Source organism: Janthinobacterium sp. NFX145 (assembly GCF_049810325.1).
GTDB lineage: Bacteria > Pseudomonadota > Gammaproteobacteria > Burkholderiales > Burkholderiaceae_D > Janthinobacterium > Janthinobacterium rivuli.
The window spans coordinates 2,708,117-2,724,275 of record NZ_CP187360.1; the positions used below are offsets into that span (position 1 = coordinate 2,708,117).

General features: G+C 61.8%; 13 protein-coding genes. 8 read left to right on the plus strand and 5 right to left on the minus strand.

The window, feature by feature from the left end; genetic code table 11:
- Nucleotides 1–53 precede the first annotated feature (53 nt).
- Nucleotides 54–2,315 carry a putative bifunctional diguanylate cyclase/phosphodiesterase gene (locus ACPJXG_RS12075; protein ID WP_099403198.1) on the minus strand — a complete coding sequence of 754 codons (2,262 nt, stop codon included), beginning with the start codon at nt 2,313–2,315 and terminating at the stop codon, nt 54–56.
- 434 nt (nt 2,316–2,749) lie between these two features.
- Here ACPJXG_RS12075 and aroC point away from each other — a divergent pair, with 434 nt between their 5' ends.
- Nucleotides 2,750–3,844 (plus strand): chorismate synthase, encoded by a 1,095-nt coding sequence (gene aroC / locus ACPJXG_RS12080; RefSeq protein WP_425254401.1) that lies wholly within the window; start codon nt 2,750–2,752, stop codon nt 3,842–3,844.
- Nucleotides 3,845–3,972: 128 nt separating this feature from the next.
- Here aroC and ACPJXG_RS12085 read toward each other — a convergent pair whose 3' ends face one another.
- Entirely contained in the window at nt 3,973–5,469 is a 1,497-nt protein-coding gene (locus ACPJXG_RS12085; RefSeq protein WP_035819462.1) for an HDOD domain-containing protein, read from the minus strand.
- Nucleotides 5,466–7,145, minus strand: coding sequence for a putative bifunctional diguanylate cyclase/phosphodiesterase (locus ACPJXG_RS12090; protein WP_402718492.1), 1,680 nt, complete (start codon nt 7,143–7,145; stop codon nt 5,466–5,468). The genes ACPJXG_RS12085 and ACPJXG_RS12090 overlap by 4 nt, the downstream gene beginning before the upstream one ends.
- Before the next feature lie 456 nt (nt 7,146–7,601).
- Here ACPJXG_RS12090 and ACPJXG_RS12095 point away from each other — a divergent pair, with 456 nt between their 5' ends.
- From ACPJXG_RS12095 to ACPJXG_RS12110, 4 genes are all read left to right on the plus strand, one after another.
- A complete protein-coding gene (locus ACPJXG_RS12095; protein ID WP_425254402.1) occupies nt 7,602–9,284 on the plus strand; it encodes an isovaleryl-CoA dehydrogenase in 1,683 nt (560 codons plus the stop codon).
- A gap of 145 nt (nt 9,285–9,429) precedes the next feature.
- Nucleotides 9,430–10,080, plus strand: a complete 651-nt coding sequence (gene upp / locus ACPJXG_RS12100) for a uracil phosphoribosyltransferase (protein ID WP_010398816.1) — start codon at nt 9,430–9,432, stop codon at nt 10,078–10,080.
- A 22-nt stretch (nt 10,081–10,102) separates the two neighbouring features.
- Nucleotides 10,103–10,465 (plus strand): Hpt domain-containing protein, encoded by a 363-nt coding sequence (locus ACPJXG_RS12105; RefSeq protein WP_402718490.1) that lies wholly within the window; start codon nt 10,103–10,105, stop codon nt 10,463–10,465.
- A 298-nt stretch (nt 10,466–10,763) separates the two neighbouring features.
- Nucleotides 10,764–10,967: a cold-shock protein gene (locus tag ACPJXG_RS12110; RefSeq protein WP_010398811.1), complete on the plus strand. Its 204-nt coding sequence runs from the start codon at nt 10,764–10,766 to the stop codon at nt 10,965–10,967.
- Between the two features lie 270 nt (nt 10,968–11,237).
- Here the strand turns inward: ACPJXG_RS12110 and ACPJXG_RS12115 are convergent, their stop codons facing one another.
- Nucleotides 11,238–12,149, minus strand: coding sequence for a LysR family transcriptional regulator (locus ACPJXG_RS12115; RefSeq protein WP_035819455.1), 912 nt, complete (start codon nt 12,147–12,149; stop codon nt 11,238–11,240).
- Nucleotides 12,150–12,365: 216 nt separating this feature from the next.
- On the opposite strand from ACPJXG_RS12115, the gene aceB reads away from it, so the two are divergent.
- Entirely contained in the window at nt 12,366–13,964 is a 1,599-nt protein-coding gene (gene aceB / locus ACPJXG_RS12120) for a malate synthase A (protein WP_099403203.1), read from the plus strand.
- Between the two features lie 79 nt (nt 13,965–14,043).
- On the opposite strand, the gene gloB is transcribed toward aceB, so the two are convergent.
- Nucleotides 14,044–14,853 carry a hydroxyacylglutathione hydrolase gene (gene gloB, locus ACPJXG_RS12125; RefSeq protein WP_425254403.1) on the minus strand — a complete coding sequence of 270 codons (810 nt, stop codon included), beginning with the start codon at nt 14,851–14,853 and terminating at the stop codon, nt 14,044–14,046.
- A gap of 19 nt (nt 14,854–14,872) precedes the next feature.
- Here gloB and ACPJXG_RS12130 point away from each other — a divergent pair, with 19 nt between their 5' ends.
- Together ACPJXG_RS12130 and rnhA are read left to right on the plus strand one after the other, a co-directional pair.
- Complete coding sequence (locus ACPJXG_RS12130) at nt 14,873–15,649, plus strand: class I SAM-dependent methyltransferase (RefSeq protein ID WP_425254404.1); 777 nt, start codon at nt 14,873–14,875, stop codon at nt 15,647–15,649.
- A complete protein-coding gene (gene rnhA / locus ACPJXG_RS12135) occupies nt 15,642–16,091 on the plus strand; it encodes a ribonuclease HI (protein ID WP_046682922.1) in 450 nt (149 codons plus the stop codon). Before ACPJXG_RS12130 ends, rnhA begins: the two co-directional genes overlap by 8 nt.
- Nucleotides 16,092–16,159: the final 68 nt, after the last annotated feature.

Below are 16,159 nucleotides of genomic sequence, written 5' to 3' on the forward strand. Positions count from 1 at the left end.
AAAAACAACGCCGGCAACCGCCGGCGTTTTGCATTGACGATCCAGGTTGAGGCCTACGCTGCCCCCTGCAGCGCCTCGTTGTTCAACCAGGTGCCCAGCGCCGTGGCCGTCATCGGGCGGGCGAACAGGAAACCTTGCGCCATGGGGCAACCCAGCGCCTGCAGGATTTGCGCCTGCCGCTCGTCTTCCACGCCTTCCGCGATCACGGCCAGGCCCAGGTTGCGGCCCAGCTGGATGACCATTTCGGCGATGCTGCTGCCGCGCGCCGATCCCGTGATTTCCGTCACAAACGCGCGGTCGATTTTCAGGCGGTCGACCTGCAGGCGCTGCAAATAGGATAGCGAGGAAAAACCCGTGCCGAAGTCGTCGATGGCGATGCTGACACCCGTCTGCTTGATCTGCCACAGCATTTTGATCAGCAGGTCCGGCTCTTCCATGGCCATCGATTCCGTGATTTCCAGCTCGATGAATTCAGGCGGCGCCTGCGTCTCTTCCAGCGCCGCGCGCAGCATGTCCAAAAACAGCGGGTGGCGGAACTGCACTTGCGACACATTGACGGACATGACGAAGTTGCGGTGGCCCTGCTCGCGCAGCAGCACCAGTTCGCGGCACGCCGTGCGCAGCACCCATTCGCCCAGGTCGATGATGATGCCCGAGTATTCGGCAATCGGGATGAAGCGGTCGGGCGAGATGAACTTGCCGTCCGGCGTCTGCCAGCGCAGCAGCGCTTCGGCGCCCACGGGGCGGCGCGTGGTCAGGTCGATCTGCGGCTGATACACGACAAACAGCTGGCCCTGGCTGAAAGCCGTGCGCAGCGCGTGCATCATGCGGACTCGTTCGCGGATTTCGATGCCCATGCTGCGCGAGAAATAGAAATGTCCGGCGCGCTGCTGGCTTTTCGCCCGCTTCAGGGCGATATCGGCATCCTTCAGCGCATCGGCGCCCGTGCCCGCATGTTCGCCGAGCCGCACCAGGCCCAGGGTAGCGGACAATTGCACGTCCTGCCCATCGATGCAGAACGGCGCCTGGAACAGGGCCAGGATGTTGTTAGGATTGACTTGCGAGGAGTCGCCCAGCACGCAAAAGATGTCGCCGCCCAGGCGCGCCACCGTCAGCTGGGGGCCCAGCTGGGTTTGCAGGCGTCCCGCCACGGCCACGAGCAGCATGTCGCCGAACTGGTGTCCCAGCGCGTCATTGGTCTCGGCAAAATGGTCGAGGTCCACCAGCGACAGGGTGGCGTCGTCGCGCGCGGGGCCGGCCAGGGTGGCGTCGAGGATTTCCACCAGGCGCGTGCGGTTGGGCAGCTTCGACAATTGATCGTAGAAGGCGGCATTGTGCAGGTGCGACACCAGCTCGACGTTGTCCAGGCCCACGGCGACGTTGCTGCAGAAGACTTCCAGCAGGCTTTCGTCGATGGCCGACAGGGGGCGCGGCAGCACGAGGTAGGCGGCCGCGTCGCGGCTGGCCTTGCCCGCGAAGTACAGGGTGGCGTAGTCGTGCGCGTACACATTGCGCCGCTGCGCCAGGGTGTGCTCGATGGCGGCCATCACGCGGGGGTTTTGCAGGCCGCACAGCGCGCTGTGCGGCAAGCTGGAAAAGCTGCCGGTGCAGGCCGAGACGAGCAGTTCCCGTGCGCCATTGTCCTGCAAATCCTGCACGCACAGCACGCCGTCGGCGCGGATGCCCAGCAGGTCGGCGATCTGCGCCAGCACGCCGGCCGAGAAATTCTGCACGCCGTGCAGCGCCATCAGCTGCGTGCTGGCGTGGACGATACGATCCAGGCCGCGCCGGCTGCTGCTGATCGAACGGATCTGCTCGTACGAGCGGATGGCGGCCGTCACCGTGGTAAACAGCTTGATGCGCGTCAGTTCGGACTTGGTCTTGTAGTCGTTGATGTCGAAATCGCGGATGGCGTCGATTTCCGGCGCGTAGCCAGGCTGGCCCGTGCGCAGGATGATGCGCACGTCCGTCATTTTCAAGGTTTCGCGGATGTAGCGCACCAGGTGCAGGCCCGCGTCATCCTGTTCCATCACCACGTCGAGCAGGATGACGGCGATGTCGTCTTCATGCTTGAGCAGTTCGCGCGCCTGGCCGGCTGAATACGCATGCACGAATTCCAGCGGGCGGTGCTGCATTTCCAGGTTGCCCAGAGCGAAAGTGGTGGTGGAGTGGACGTCTTCATCGTCGTCGATGATCATCACCCGCCAGACGCTGCGCGGTGCGGCCGTCAGCGGCGCCGCTGGTTGTTCATCGAGGAATACCAGGTCGTCGTGATCGTCCTTGTTGGCGTCAAGGGGGATGATCGGTGCGGGCATGTATAGCTTCTCCAGGATGACTCGGAACGAGATGTGAGCACATCAGAAATGTCCAGGGCGTTGTTGCAGCGCCTCGCCGTACTTGCGTACTGTCTTCGGCGCCGCGCCTAGCCCTGACCATTTCTGATGCACTCAGGGCGCATCGAAAATGTAGCACTCAGGTGCTGCCGAGGCTCGCACATTTTCTGATGGTCCATCGTCCAAGTATATAGCTATTTAATAAGCAAAATGTTTTTTTAAATCTATTCTGTGGAGCAATATTTCTTGTATTGCATGATTGCAACTCATCTCTGGTATTTTTTATATGAAAAAATACACGGGATTTTAAAATGGCGAGATGGGTGGGGGAATATCGGGGCCTGGCGTGGCATTAGCGGCATGGCATGCCCCGCAGGCTGGTAGAATTGAGTTTTCCAGTCCTCACATTTCCTACTATGTCCGGCAATTCTTTTGGCAAGCTGTTTACTGTTACCACTTTCGGCGAATCGCACGGCCCGGCCATCGGCTGCGTGATCGATGGCTGTCCTCCTGGATTGATCCTGTCGGAAGCCGATATCCAGCCTGAGCTGGACCGCCGCAAGCCGGGCACGTCGCGCCATGTGACGCAGCGCCAGGAATCCGATACGGTGGAGATTCTGTCCGGCGTGTACCAGGGCGTGACGACGGGTACGCCCATCGCGCTGCTGATCCGCAATGAAGACCAGCGCAGCAAGGATTACGGCAATATCGCGGAAAGCTTCCGCCCCGGCCATGCCGACTACACCTACTGGCATAAATACGGCGTGCGCGATCCGCGCGGCGGCGGGCGTTCGTCGGCGCGCCTGACGGCGCCCGTGGTCGGCGCGGCGGCGATCGCCAAGAAATGGCTGCTGCAGCAATACGGCACCACGTTCAAGGGCTGCATGAGCCAGCTGGGCGACATTCCCGTGCCATTCCAGTCGTGGGAACACGTGCATGCGAACCCGTTCTTTGCCGCCAGCGGCGACGCGGATCTGATCGCGCGCATGGAAGATGCCATGGACCAGTTGCGCCGCGACGGCGATTCCATCGGCGCGCGCATCGACGTGATCGCGCAAAACGTGCCCGTCGGCCTGGGCCAGCCCATCTACGACAAGCTCGACGCCGACATCGCCTACGCCATGATGGGTATCAATGCGGTAAAAGGCGTGGAAATCGGCGCCGGTTTCGATTCGGTGGCGCAAAAAGGTTCCGAGCACGGCGACGAACTGACGCCGGAAGGCTTTATCGGCAATAACGCCGGCGGCGTACTGGGCGGCATTTCGACGGGGCAGGATATCAGTGTCTCGATCGCCATCAAGCCGACGTCGTCGATCCGCACGCCGCGCCGCTCGATCGATAAAGAAGGCAATCCCGTGATGGTGGAAACGTTTGGCCGCCACGACCCGTGCGTGGGCATCCGCGCCACGCCCATCGCCGAAGCCATGCTGGCGCTGGTGCTGATCGACCACGCCCTGATGCACCGCGCGCAATGCGGCGATGTGTCGGTGAGTACGCCGAAGTTGAGATAAGGAATGTTGTGGTGTCGGATTACGGGCCTGCGGCCCTAATCCGACCTACGACCTATGCCATGCGTAGCGGCAAAATGTAGGTCGGATTAGCGCAAAGCGCGTAATCCGACAACATTGTTGGCGTCCGGTCACGCCACCTTATTCGCCACCAACTCCAGCTGGTGCCGCATCTCCACCGACTGCACCAGCAACGCCCGGATATCGTTGATCAGGTTGAATTCCGTCTGATTCAATTGAATTGGCGGGAAGCTGTCGTCCCAGTCGCCATATAAAAATCCCGTGGGGTGGCCGTTGGCCGACAGGGGCAGCACGACGAAGCTGCGCGCTTCCGACAACGTCGATTTCCACCATTGCGGCAGCTTGGCGGCAAATTTCGGGTCGCGCGCATTGTCGATGAAAATCACGCGGTCGCTATTGAGGGCCGCGTGGAAGACGTTCGGCTCATACGCATCGCCAAACACCATCAGGTCCTGCAGGTCGGCCATGCCTTCGCCCATGCTGATGCGCGCCGAATACAAATGATCCCTGTGGTTGCGCACGAACGCCACCGAGCGCGAAAAATCAAAACCCTGATGCAGCGTTTCAAGCGCCATCGAGACCATCTGTCCCGGACTGGCGCTGCCGATGGCGCCGCGCAGGTCGGCCAGGCCGCCGATCAGCACGCGGTTGCCTTCGGCGCGCATGCGCGTGGACGCCAGCTGGCGCGCGCGCCGTTCGGCCGGTTTCGACAGGGGCGCGATCGACAGGTCGGCCGCTGCCATCGCCTTGGCCTTGTCCACGGCCACCACCAGGTCCGTCGCCGTAATGCCCAGGGTGCCCGCATAATCGTCGATCAGCGCATGCACTTGCGCCGCGCCGGCCGCATCGTCATGCCACAGCGAGTCGGCGCAGCGCGCCGCCATCGTCGACAGTCCCGCCATCCAGTCGGCGCCGCTGACGGGAGAGTTGTCCGGCGACGGGTCCATCGGACGCATGCCGTTGATCAGGTGCTGCGGCAAACCCCAGTGGGCGGCCGTGGCATAGCCCACTTCCGGCAGCGACAGGCCGAGGATTTCGCGCGCGGCGGCCGCCTCGTTGCCGGGACCGGCGTGCGCCTGCATGCGCGCCCAGAAGTCCGTCATATAGAACGTCACCATCATGCGGCCCAGGGTGTGCAGCATCGAGCAGACGACGGCTTGCTCCGCCTGCAGGCTGCCGGCGCTGGTGGCCACCTGCTGCGCCACCATCCCGGCCAGCACGGCCTTTTCCATTTCCACGTGGGCGCTGACGGAATCGGGCGAGGCCTGCGACAGCTCCTCGATCAGCTTCAAGCCCAATGCCAGGTGTCCGATGGCGTCGATGCCCAGCACCAGCACGGCCTTCGACACCGTGTTGACGCGCTGGCCGAAGGCCGAATACATGCCGCTGTTGGCCAGCCTGAGTACCTTGTGCGTGAGGACAGGGTCGGACAGCACCGTTTGCGTGATGTCGAATTCGTGGTCATCCTCGCCGCGCATGGCGCCCAGGATGGCGCTGATGGCTTTCGCGAAGCCGGGCATGTCGCCCTGCTGGCGCGTGCGCGCCCACAGCAAGTCCAGGGTATTTTTGCCGAGCTGTGTCGGCACCGTGAAATGACCTGGATTCATTGCACCCCTCCGCGCGGTTCATTGGCAGACGGCGCAGGCACCAGCGCCGCATAGGTTTTGTCGCTCAAGGCCGCTAGCGCGGCATGGGCCGGCATCGGTTTGCCCGTCAGGTAGCCTTGCACATACTGGCAGCCGCGCGACTCGATGAAATGCATCTGCTCTTCGGTTTCCACGCCCTCGGCTACCACGGACAGGTTCAAATGCTTGGCCAGGTCGAGAATGGTGTTGCAGATGGCCGCATCCTTGCTCGATTCGGGCAAGTCCTTGATGAAGGTGCGGTCGATCTTCAGCACCGAAATGGGGAAGCGCTTCAGATACGCGAGCGAGGAGTAACCGGTGCCGAAATCGTCGATGGCGATGCGCGCGCGGCGCTCCGTCATCTTGACGAGGATGGTTTCCGCATGCACGGGGTCGATCATCAGGGTGCCTTCCGTAATTTCCAGCACCAGGTGTTCGCCGGACAGCCCCGAAAACGCGATGGCGTCATCGAGCACGTCGAGGAATTTGTCGTTGCGGAACTGGCGCGGGCTGATGTTGACGGAGATGTACAGCGGCCGCTTGGCCACTTCCTGGAACTGCTTGAGCTGCACGCAGGCCGCTTTCAGCGCCCAGGCGCCCAGCAGGTTGATCAGGCCATTGGCTTCGGCAATCGGGATGAAGCGCACGGGCGGCACCAGGCCCAGGGTCGGGTGCTTCCAGCGCATCAGGGTTTCGAAACCCTGGATTTGCCGCGTGTGCGCGTCGACGATGGGCTGGTAAAAGAGTAAAAACTCGCCTTCGCGCACGGCCTGGAACATGGCCGCTTCCAGCGAAATATCGTGTTCCGACGGGCCATTCAGGCGCGGGCTGTAGACCAGGCAGCGGGCCTTGCCCGTTTCCTTGGCGCGCGACATGGCCGCATCGGCCAGTGCCACCAGGCGCACTTCATCTTCCGCGTGCAGCGGATAGATAGCCACGCCCACGGACGCTCCCACGTAGATCGTGTGGCCATCGACCTCGAACGGCGCCTGCAGGGTGGCCAGCAGGCGGCCCGTCACCAGTTTGATCTGCGCATCCGTGGCGCTGCCGGGCAGCACGGCGACGAATTCATCGCCGCCCACGCGCGCCAGGGTGTCGCTGTCGCGCAGGGTCTTGCGCAGGCGCGCCGCGGCCAGGCGCAGCACGGCGTCGCCGACGGGGTGGCCCAGGCCATCGTTGACTTTTTTAAAGCCATCGAGGCCGATGGTGGCGACGGAAAAGCCCTGGCCCGAACGCGCGGCCTGGGCGATCACCATGCGGATGCGGTCCGACAGCAGCAAGCGGTTCGGCAAGCCCGTGAGCGCGTCGTGCGTGGCCATGTGGCGCAGCCGTTCTTCCGTATTGTGCTGGGCCGACGTGTCGCGCCCGACCACCAGCAGTTCGGCCATGCCGGCCGCGTTCATATAAGAAGACAGGCGCAGTTCGAACCAGATTTCCTGGTCCGGCGTTTGCAGGCGCACTTCCAGGCGGCCCGGTTCTTCCAGGGCGTCTTCCAGCGCCGCTTGCAGCGCCGCGCGCGACGCTTCGGCGGCCAGCGGCAGCAGCAAGTGGCCGGACATGCCCGAGGGCGCGGCAAACAGGGTGGCCGCGCGCTTGCTGGCGAACAGGATCAGGCCGTCCGTATCGAGCCGGAACACGACGTCGCCTGCCTCTTCCATGAGGTTGTCCAACTCGTGGCGAGCCTCGCGGTGGGCGGCGGATGGGGTACTGGAAAACATCGTGCTGGCTTTTACCTTTTTGTTATCAGTGCCGGCGCACGCTGCAGGGCAGGGCGCCAACGGAAAGACTGCGTCGTGCGTGCCGCGTGCCATAGGGGCCGAAAGGGCGGCTATCGGAACGCGATCCACACGAAATGTATCATTGAAAAGCACCCGATTACATGAAATAGAGCAACATTGCTTCAGGTTTTGTAAATATTCCTGCCTTCCATGAAAAAAATCATGTCGCGCGGGGCATGTGGGCATTTTCATTCCACATGGAAACATTTATCTGCGCCTGCTTCCACTGGCGCGCTTGCCCCGCCATGCGCTTTGCGCTAGTCTGGCTGGCAGACGGTGTTGACGGTGCGCCAGCGACGGCAAGGGCGCCATGATAACAAATCGCGGGAGACTCCCATGAATGCCTTTGACACGCATGAAGTTTTTAATCAGGCCACGCCCTTTGAAAACGTCAATCTGTTCGCCTGCGACCCGGCGCTGATCGAAGCGCTGCTGCGCGAGGGCGGTGGTGCGGCGTTGCAGGAGCTCGACGCGCTGGGCGACAGGCTGGGCCGCGCCGAAACCTATGCGCTGGCGCGCCTGGCCAATATCCACACGCCCGAGTTGCAGCAGTTCGACCGCGCCGGCCGGCGCATCGACGAAGTGCTGTTCCATCCGGCCTGGCATGAGCTGATGGCCATCCTCGTGGGCGCCGGCGCGCACGCTTCGCCCTGGGCCGCGCCCGGTCCCGGCGCCCAGGTGGCGCGCGCGGCTGCCTATCTATTAGTGGGGCAGGTGGAAAACGGCGCGCAGTGTCCCGTGACGATGACGTATGCCTCGGTGCCGGCCCTGCGCCAGGCGCTGGACCTGCCGCACATCGCTGCGCGCTGGCTGCCGAAAATCCTCTCGCGCGACTACGATCCCCGCTCGCTGCCCGTGGAACAGAAGCGCGGCGCCCTGGTCGGCATGGGCATGACGGAAAAGCAGGGCGGCTCGGACGTGCGCAGCAATACCACGCGCGCGACGCAGGTGCCGCCGGCCGAGGCGCGTACCCTGTTCGGCGGCGAGGCTGCTGGCGCCTGGCGCATCGTCGGCCACAAATGGTTTTTTTCGGCGCCCCAGTGCGACGCCCATCTGATCCTGGCGCAGGCGGACGAGGGGGGATTGTCGTGCTTCTTCCTGCCGCGCTACCTGCCCGACGGCAGCCGCAACGCCATCCGCGTGCAGCGCCTGAAAGATAAACTGGGCAACCGCTCGAATGCCTCGTCGGAAGTGGAGTTCACCAATGCCTACGGCTGGCTGGTGGGCCAGCCGGGGCGGGGTATTCCCACGATACTGGAAATGGCCAGCCACACGCGCCTCGATTGCGTGCTGGGCAGCACCGGCATCATGCGCGCCTCCTTGACGCAGGCGCTGCACCACGCGCGCCAGCGGGCCGTGTTCGGCAAGCCGCTGGCCGAGCAGCCGCTGATGCAAAACGTGCTGGCCGACCTGGCGCTCGAATCGGAAGCTGCCACGGCCTTCGCGCTGCGCCTGGCCCGCTGTTTCGATGAAAAGGACGATGCGCAGCAAGCGATGCTGGCGCGCGTGCTGACGCCGGCCGGCAAGTACTGGATCTGCAAGCGGGGGCCCGGCTTCGGCTTCGAAGCGATGGAAGTGCTGGGCGGCACCGGCTATGTGGAAGACGCGCCGCTGGCGCGTCTATATAGAGAGCTGCCCGTCAACTCGATCTGGGAAGGTTCGGGCAACGTCATGTGCCTCGACGTCTTGCGCGCCTTCGGCAAGTCGCCGGCCGCGCGCGATGCGCTGGCGGCCGAACTGGCGCTGGCCGGCGATGAGCACGCCGACTTTGCGGCATACCGCATGCGGCTGCTGGCCGACCTGGACGGGCCGCAAACGGATGAATTCGGCGCCCGGCAATTATCCGAACGCATCGTGCTGGCCGTGCAGGCCGGCTTGCTGCTGCGCCATGCGCCACCGTTTGTGACGCAAGCCTTCCTGCAGTCGCGGCTGGTGCAAGCGCCGGGCGGCGCGTATGGCCGCTTGCCGGCCGGCACCGATTGCAAGGCCATCCTGGCGCGCGCGCTGCGCGAGTATTGATTTCAATAAATCCGATTATTTCGAAAATTCCGGCCACAGGCGGGCTGGGGGCTGGGATAATGCTGCAATCCATCATTTTATCGATACACAGCGCGCTTGCGGCCCAGGCTTGCCGCCGCGCCAGCTACAGAGAAAGAAAAACAAGATGAAACAAGATCCACGCTTTCCGAATTTGTTCATTACCGATCACCCTTTGATCCAGCACAAACTGAGCCACATGCGCGAGCACGACACGTCGACGCGCACCTTCCGCGAGTTGCTCAAGGAAATCACTTTGCTGATGGGCTATGAAATCACGCGCGACCTGCCGCTGACGACGCGCGAAATCAAGACCCCGCTGGTCACCATCGACGCGCCTGTCATTGCTGGCAAGAAGCTGGCCATCGTGCCCATCCTGCGCGCCGGCATCGGCATGAGCGATGGCTTGCTGAACCTGGTGCCATCGGCACGCGTGGGCCACATCGGCGTGTATCGCGATCCGGCCACCCACATGCCCGTGGAATACCTGGTGCGCCTGCCCGACTTGAACGAGCGCACTTTTATCTTGTGCGACCCGATGGTCGCGACCGGCAATTCGGCCGTGTATGCCGTCGACGTGCTGAAAAAGCGTGGCGTGACGGACGAACAGATCATCTTCCTGGCCCTGGTGGCCGCGCCGGAAGGCGTGACCGTGTTCCAGAACGCGCATCCGAACGTCAAGATGTTCTGCGCCTCGCTCGATTCGCACCTCGATGATCACGCCTACATCGTGCCAGGCCTGGGCGATGCCGGCGACCGCATCTTCGGCACCAAGTAAGCGAACTCAGGCGAGTATTGCGATGGCAACCTTGATCGACCCGGATTTCCGCGCGCGTTTGCGCGCCCTGAACGAAAAATATGCGGCTGGCGTGCCGGCCCTGTTGCAGGCGATTGCGCAGGCAAGCGGCCGCTGCGACAGCGAAGGCCCGCGCCTGGAGCCGTTAACGGAGCTGCACCGCGCGTTGCACGCGGTGGCCGGCTCGGCCGCTACCTTTGGCTTTGCCGCGCTGGGGCAGGAGTGCCGGCGCATCGAGCAACTGGTGCGCGCCATGCTCAACACCCCTGCGCAAGCGGTGGCGGAATGGTCTGCCGTGCGGGCGCAGGTGGTGGCGCTGCTGGACTGGGCGCGACGCGACGCGGCTGCCACCCATTTCACCGCGTAAGTGACCGCGCCATAGTAATGTGGTTGCAATGATTCATTTGATGCAACGCAAAGCACTCGCGTCGCAGATTAGGATATAGTGTCTCCATGCCGCTGGTACAGGGCGCCGCAAGACGGGGATTTGGCTATTAAAGTAGTGTTCGCAAGTTTATTTTGCGAAAGAATGGTTTTTCTCAGTTTTGTTGGTATAATTGGGCATCGTTGGATTCGAGGTAGTAGTGCAGTTTGTCTGTCATTTCTTTCTTGCTTCAAACGATATAACGGGCGCAAGCCCAACTTAACTGAAATAGGAAATTGTAATGGCAACTGGCATCGTAAAATGGTTCAATGATTCGAAGGGTTTCGGCTTTATTACCCCTGACGAAGGCGGCGAAGATCTGTTCGCTCACTTCTCGGCTATCCAGTCGAACGGCTTCAAGTCCCTGCAAGAGAACCAACGCGTTTCTTTTGAAGTGACCGCTGGCCCTAAAGGCAAGCAAGCTTCGAACATTCAGCCAATCTAATACGCTGGATCAAACGAAATAAAGAAATCCTCGGTCTCCGAGGATTTTTTTTCGTCTAAATTTCCGTGAAGTACGGGTTTTGGATGAATTGAGTGGCTCTTTTGCCATGCTTTGCGTCGTCAGGTAGCCACGTAGGTCGGCTTAGCGCTTGCGCGTAAGCCGACAAGGGTGGCGTTGGGAAGATGTATGGGCTGGTGTCGGCTTACGCTGCGCTAAGCCGACCTACGCCAACCTACGCTCAGCTGCGTTCTTCAATATAGCTTGCATTGGCTAGATTGCCCGCTCGCGCCAGTAGTCGGGTTGCGAATAACTGTGCCTCAAAAAATCCACAAACGCCCGTATGCGCAGCGGCAAGTGGCGGCGCTGGGCGAACACGGCATAAATGTCGTTGCCCGGGGCGGCGAACTGGTCCAGTACCGTCACCAGTTGGCCCGAGGCGATCTCGGCGCCGACTTCCCACATCGAGCGCCACGCCAGTCCCTTGCCGGCCAGCGCCCAGTCGTGCAGCACTTCGCCATCGTTGCAGACCATATTGCCCGCCACCTTTAAAATCACATTCTTGCCGTTTTCGCGGAAAGTCCAGCCCCGCTGGCTGCCTTCGCTGCTGATCGCCAGGCAATTGTGTTTCGCCAGGTCGGCCGGGATGCGCGGCGTGCCCGCCCGTTTCAGATAGGCGGGCGAACCGACGAGCACGCGCTGGTTGTCGGCCAGTTTGGTGCTCACGAGCGAAGAATCGGACAGGCTGGCGATGCGGATGGCCACGTCGATGCCTTCGCCGATCAGGTCGACGAGGCGGTCGTTCAGGTTCAGCGACACCGTCACGTCGCGGTGCTCGGCGACAAAAGAGGGGATCAAAGGCGCCACGTGCTGGCGGCCGAAGCCGGCCGGTGCGGAAATGAGCAGATGGCCGCTGGCCTTGACGCTGCGCTCGGCCACGGCCGCTTCCGCTTCTTCCAGTTCACCGAGGATGCGCTGGCAATCTTCCAGGAAGGCGGCGCCTTCATTCGTCAAGGCCAGCTTGCGCGTCGTGCGCTGCAGCAATTTGACGCCGAGGCGCTGCTCCAGGGCATCGAGGCGCCGGCCTATCATGGCCGGAGCGATGCCCTCGGCGCGCGCGGCGGCCGACAGGCTGCCCTTGGCCACCACTTCCACGAAGGTCGATATTTGTCTGAACTGTCCCATGCCGTGCTCCCGCGATGCCGTCACTTGTGATAAAAACGCATAGATGAAGTGATTTTTAATCTCGTTTCCATGCCTTATAGTGCAATACTATAGAACAAACGCGCCGCCCGGCAGAGTGTTTTTGCGCCTCTGTCCAGCTTGTCCGCGCAGTTGTTCGGCTTATACTTGGATCACCAGATTACCTTTTCTTATATTGACTAAAAACCGGAGAACTTCATGACGCAGAACACGATCGCACTTCCAGAAGGCATGCAAATCACGGGTGACATCCAGCCCGGCTATGAACAGATTTTGACGCCGGCCGCATTGGATCTGATTGCCAAGCTGACGCGCGCGTTTGAGCCTCGCCGCCAGGAATTGCTGGCCGTGCGCGTGGAACGGGCCAAACGCCTCGACGCGGGCGAGCGTCCTGATTTCTTGCCAGAAACCGCGCACATCCGTGAAGGCGACTGGAAGATCGCGCCGATCCCGAAGGCACTGGAATGCCGCCGCGTGGAAATCACGGGTCCCGTCGAGCGCAAGATGGTCATCAACGCCTTTAACTCGGGCGCGGACAGCTACATGACGGACTTCGAAGATTCGAACACGCCAAACTGGGATAACCAGCTGACGGGCCAGATCAATATGTTCGATGCCGTGCGCAAGACGATTTCGCTGGAGCAAAATGGCAAATCGTACAAGCTGAACGACAAGATCGCGACCCTTGTCGTACGTCCACGCGGCTGGCATCTCGATGAAAAGCACGTGCTGGTCGATGGCAAGCGCATTTCCGGCGGCATTTTCGATTTCGCTCTGTTCATGTTCCATAACGCCAAAGAGCAGTTGGCGCGCGGCGCCGGTCCGTATTTCTACCTGCCGAAGATGGAATCGCACTTGGAAGCGCGGCTGTGGAACGATATTTTCGTCATGACGCAAAACGAATTGGGCTTGCCACAAGGCACGATCAAGGCGACCGTGCTGATCGAAACCATCCTGGCGGCCTTCGAGATGGATGAAATCCTGTACGAGCTGAAAGAACACAGCTCGGGCCTGAACGCGGGCCGCTGGGATTACATCTTCTCGTGCATCAAGAAATTCAAGCTGGACAAGGATTTCTGCCTGGCCGACCGCGCGAAAGTCACGATGACGGCGCCCTTCATGCGTGCCTACGCCTTGCTGCTGCTGAAAACCTGCCACAAGCGCGGCGCACCAGCGATAGGCGGCATGGCCGCCTTGATCCCGATCAAGAACGATCCGGAAAAGAACGACATCGCCATGGGCGGCGTGCGCAATGACAAGGCGCGCGACGCCACCGACGGCTACGACGGCGGCTGGGTTGCTCATCCGGGCCTGGTGGAACTGGCCATGGGCGAGTTCACGAAAGTGCTCGGTGACAAGCCGAACCAGATCGAGAAACAGCGTCCCGACATCGACGTGAAAGCGTCGGATCTGCTGAACTTCCAGCCGGAAGCGCCGATCACGGAAGCGGGCTTGCGCTACAACATCAACGTGGGCATCCATTACCTGGGCAGCTGGCTGGCCGGCAATGGTTGCGTGCCTATTCACAACCTGATGGAAGACGCGGCCACGGCCGAGATCAGCCGCTCGCAAGTGTGGCAGTGGATTCGTTCGAGCAAAGGCGTGCTGGAAGACGGCCGCAAGGTCACGGCCGAGATGGTGCGCGCCATGATTCCGGAAGAGCTGGCCAAGGTACAGCGCGATGCGCCAGGCGGCAACGGCCCGACCTATGTGCGCGCCGGCCAGATTTTCGAGGAAATGTCGACGTCGGAATCGTTCGCCGAATTCCTGACCTTGCCGCTGTACGAGGAAATCTGATCCTGATCAAATAGCAGCATAAAAAATCCCGGCGATGCCTTAAGCATCTGCCGGGATTTTTTATTGTGGAAGAGTTCGCTTAAAAATTATTCTTCCACATCCGTAGCGCGGCAAACGCTTCCACGGGCGAGGCATCTGCCGTCAGCTTGCCTTCCACCTTCAGGCTGGTCAGGATCGCCGGTTCGCGATAGCGCAGGAAGGGGTTCGTGGCTTTTTCCAGGGCGATGGTCGACGGCACGGTCGACAAACCCTGCTGGCGCTTTTCCGTATCGATGGCGATGCGTTCCTGCAAGGCTGCATTGCCCGGTTCGACGGCGTTGGCAAAGCGTAAATTGGACAAGGTGTACTCATGCGCGCAAAATACCTCGGTATCGTCGGGCAGGGCGGCCAGCTTGCCCAAGGAATCGGCCATCTGGCCCGGCGTGCCTTCGAACAGGCGGCCGCAGCCCCCCGCAAACAGGGTGTCGCCGGAAAACAGCCATGGCGCGCCGCTGCGTTCGTCGCGCTGGCGCACGTAGGCGATATGTCCCTTGGTATGGCCGGGCACGTCGATGACGCTCATCTGCAAACCCAGCTCGGGCACATGGGCGACATCGCCTTCGGCAAGCGGTTCCGTGATGGCTGTGATAGCCTCATTGCGCGGGCCGAAGACGGGGACGGCGAAATGCTGCAACAATTCAGGCACGCCACCCGTGTGGTCGGCGTGGTGATGCGTGAGTAAAATGGCGCACAAGGTCAATTGATGGGCTTGCAGCGCATCGAGGATGGGCGTCGCATCGCCGGGGTCGACCACGGCGGCGTGGCGGCCGTCATGGATCAGCCACAGGTAATTGTCGGCAAAGGCGGGCACGGCAAGTACCGATAAAGCGTGTTCAGGGGAGTGTGTCATGAGCAAAAGAGAAAACTGAATGGACAGTGTGGCATCCGAAAAATCCATTATAGCGCTTGACGGCTGGCTGCAGACGCCGGCCGGTCTGTACGTGCGCGCCTGGGAGCAGCAATGCCTCGACAGCCTGACCGTCGATATCTTCGGTTTTAATGCCGTGCAGATCGGCTTGCCCCAGCTCGATGCGCTGGCGGCCAACCGCATGCCGAACAAATGGCTGCTCGACGCGCGCCTGCCTTCGCGCTCGCCGCAGGAGCGCCGCCTGACCCTGGTGTCGGCCTTCGACGAGTTGCCGTTCGACTCGCAAAGCCTGGATCTAGTGGTCTTGCCGCATGTACTCGAATTTGCCGCCGAGCCGCACCAGGTCTTGCGCGAAGTCGAGCGCGTGCTGATCCCCGAGGGACGCGTGATCGTCTGCGGCTTCAATCCGGCCAGCCTGTGGGGCATGCGCCAAGGGGTGGGGCGGATCACGGGCCGCCACTACCTGCCGCAAGCAGGCGAGCTGATCTCTATGCCGCGCATGAAAGACTGGTTAAAATTGCTGAACATGGGCGTCAGCCAAAGCTACTTCGGCTGCTACGCACCTGCCTGCAGGACAGAAAAATGGTTGCGCCGCAACGCTTTCATGGACAAGGCCGGTGCGCGCTGGTGGCCATATCTGGGCGCAGTGTATATAGTGCAGGCGATCAAGCGCGTCAAAGGGATGCGTTTGATCGGTCCGGCGTGGACCAAAAAACCGGCGACGGCGCCCGCAGGCGCACCGGTCACGAATAAAAGGCGGGAACAGCAAGATGGCTAAGTTTGAAGACAAGGTAGAGATTTACGCCGATGGCGCATGCAAGGGCAATCCCGGCACAGGCGGCTGGGGCGCGCTGATGGTGGCCGATGGCGCCAAGAAAGAAATTTACGGCGGGGAACTGAATACGACGAATAACCGGATGGAATTGAAGGCCGTGATCGAAGCTTTGACGGCGCTCAAACGTCCTTGCCAGGTGGTGCTGTATACCGATAGCCAGTACGTGCAGAAGGGTATCAGCGAATGGATCCACGGCTGGAAGGCGCGCGGCTGGAAAACGGCGGCCAAGGCGCCCGTGAAAAACGTCGACCTGTGGCAAGCGCTCGATACGGCCCAGGCCGTCCATGAAGTGGAATGGCGCTGGGTGCGCGGCCACAATGGCCATCCGGGCAATGAGCGGGCTGATCAGTTGGCCAATCTGGGCGTGGAAACCGTGCGCGCGTAAGCATATCCAAGCTCGGGAGTTGTAATCGCAGGGCACAGGTTTGCTATACTGTGCCCTTCGCTTTTTGC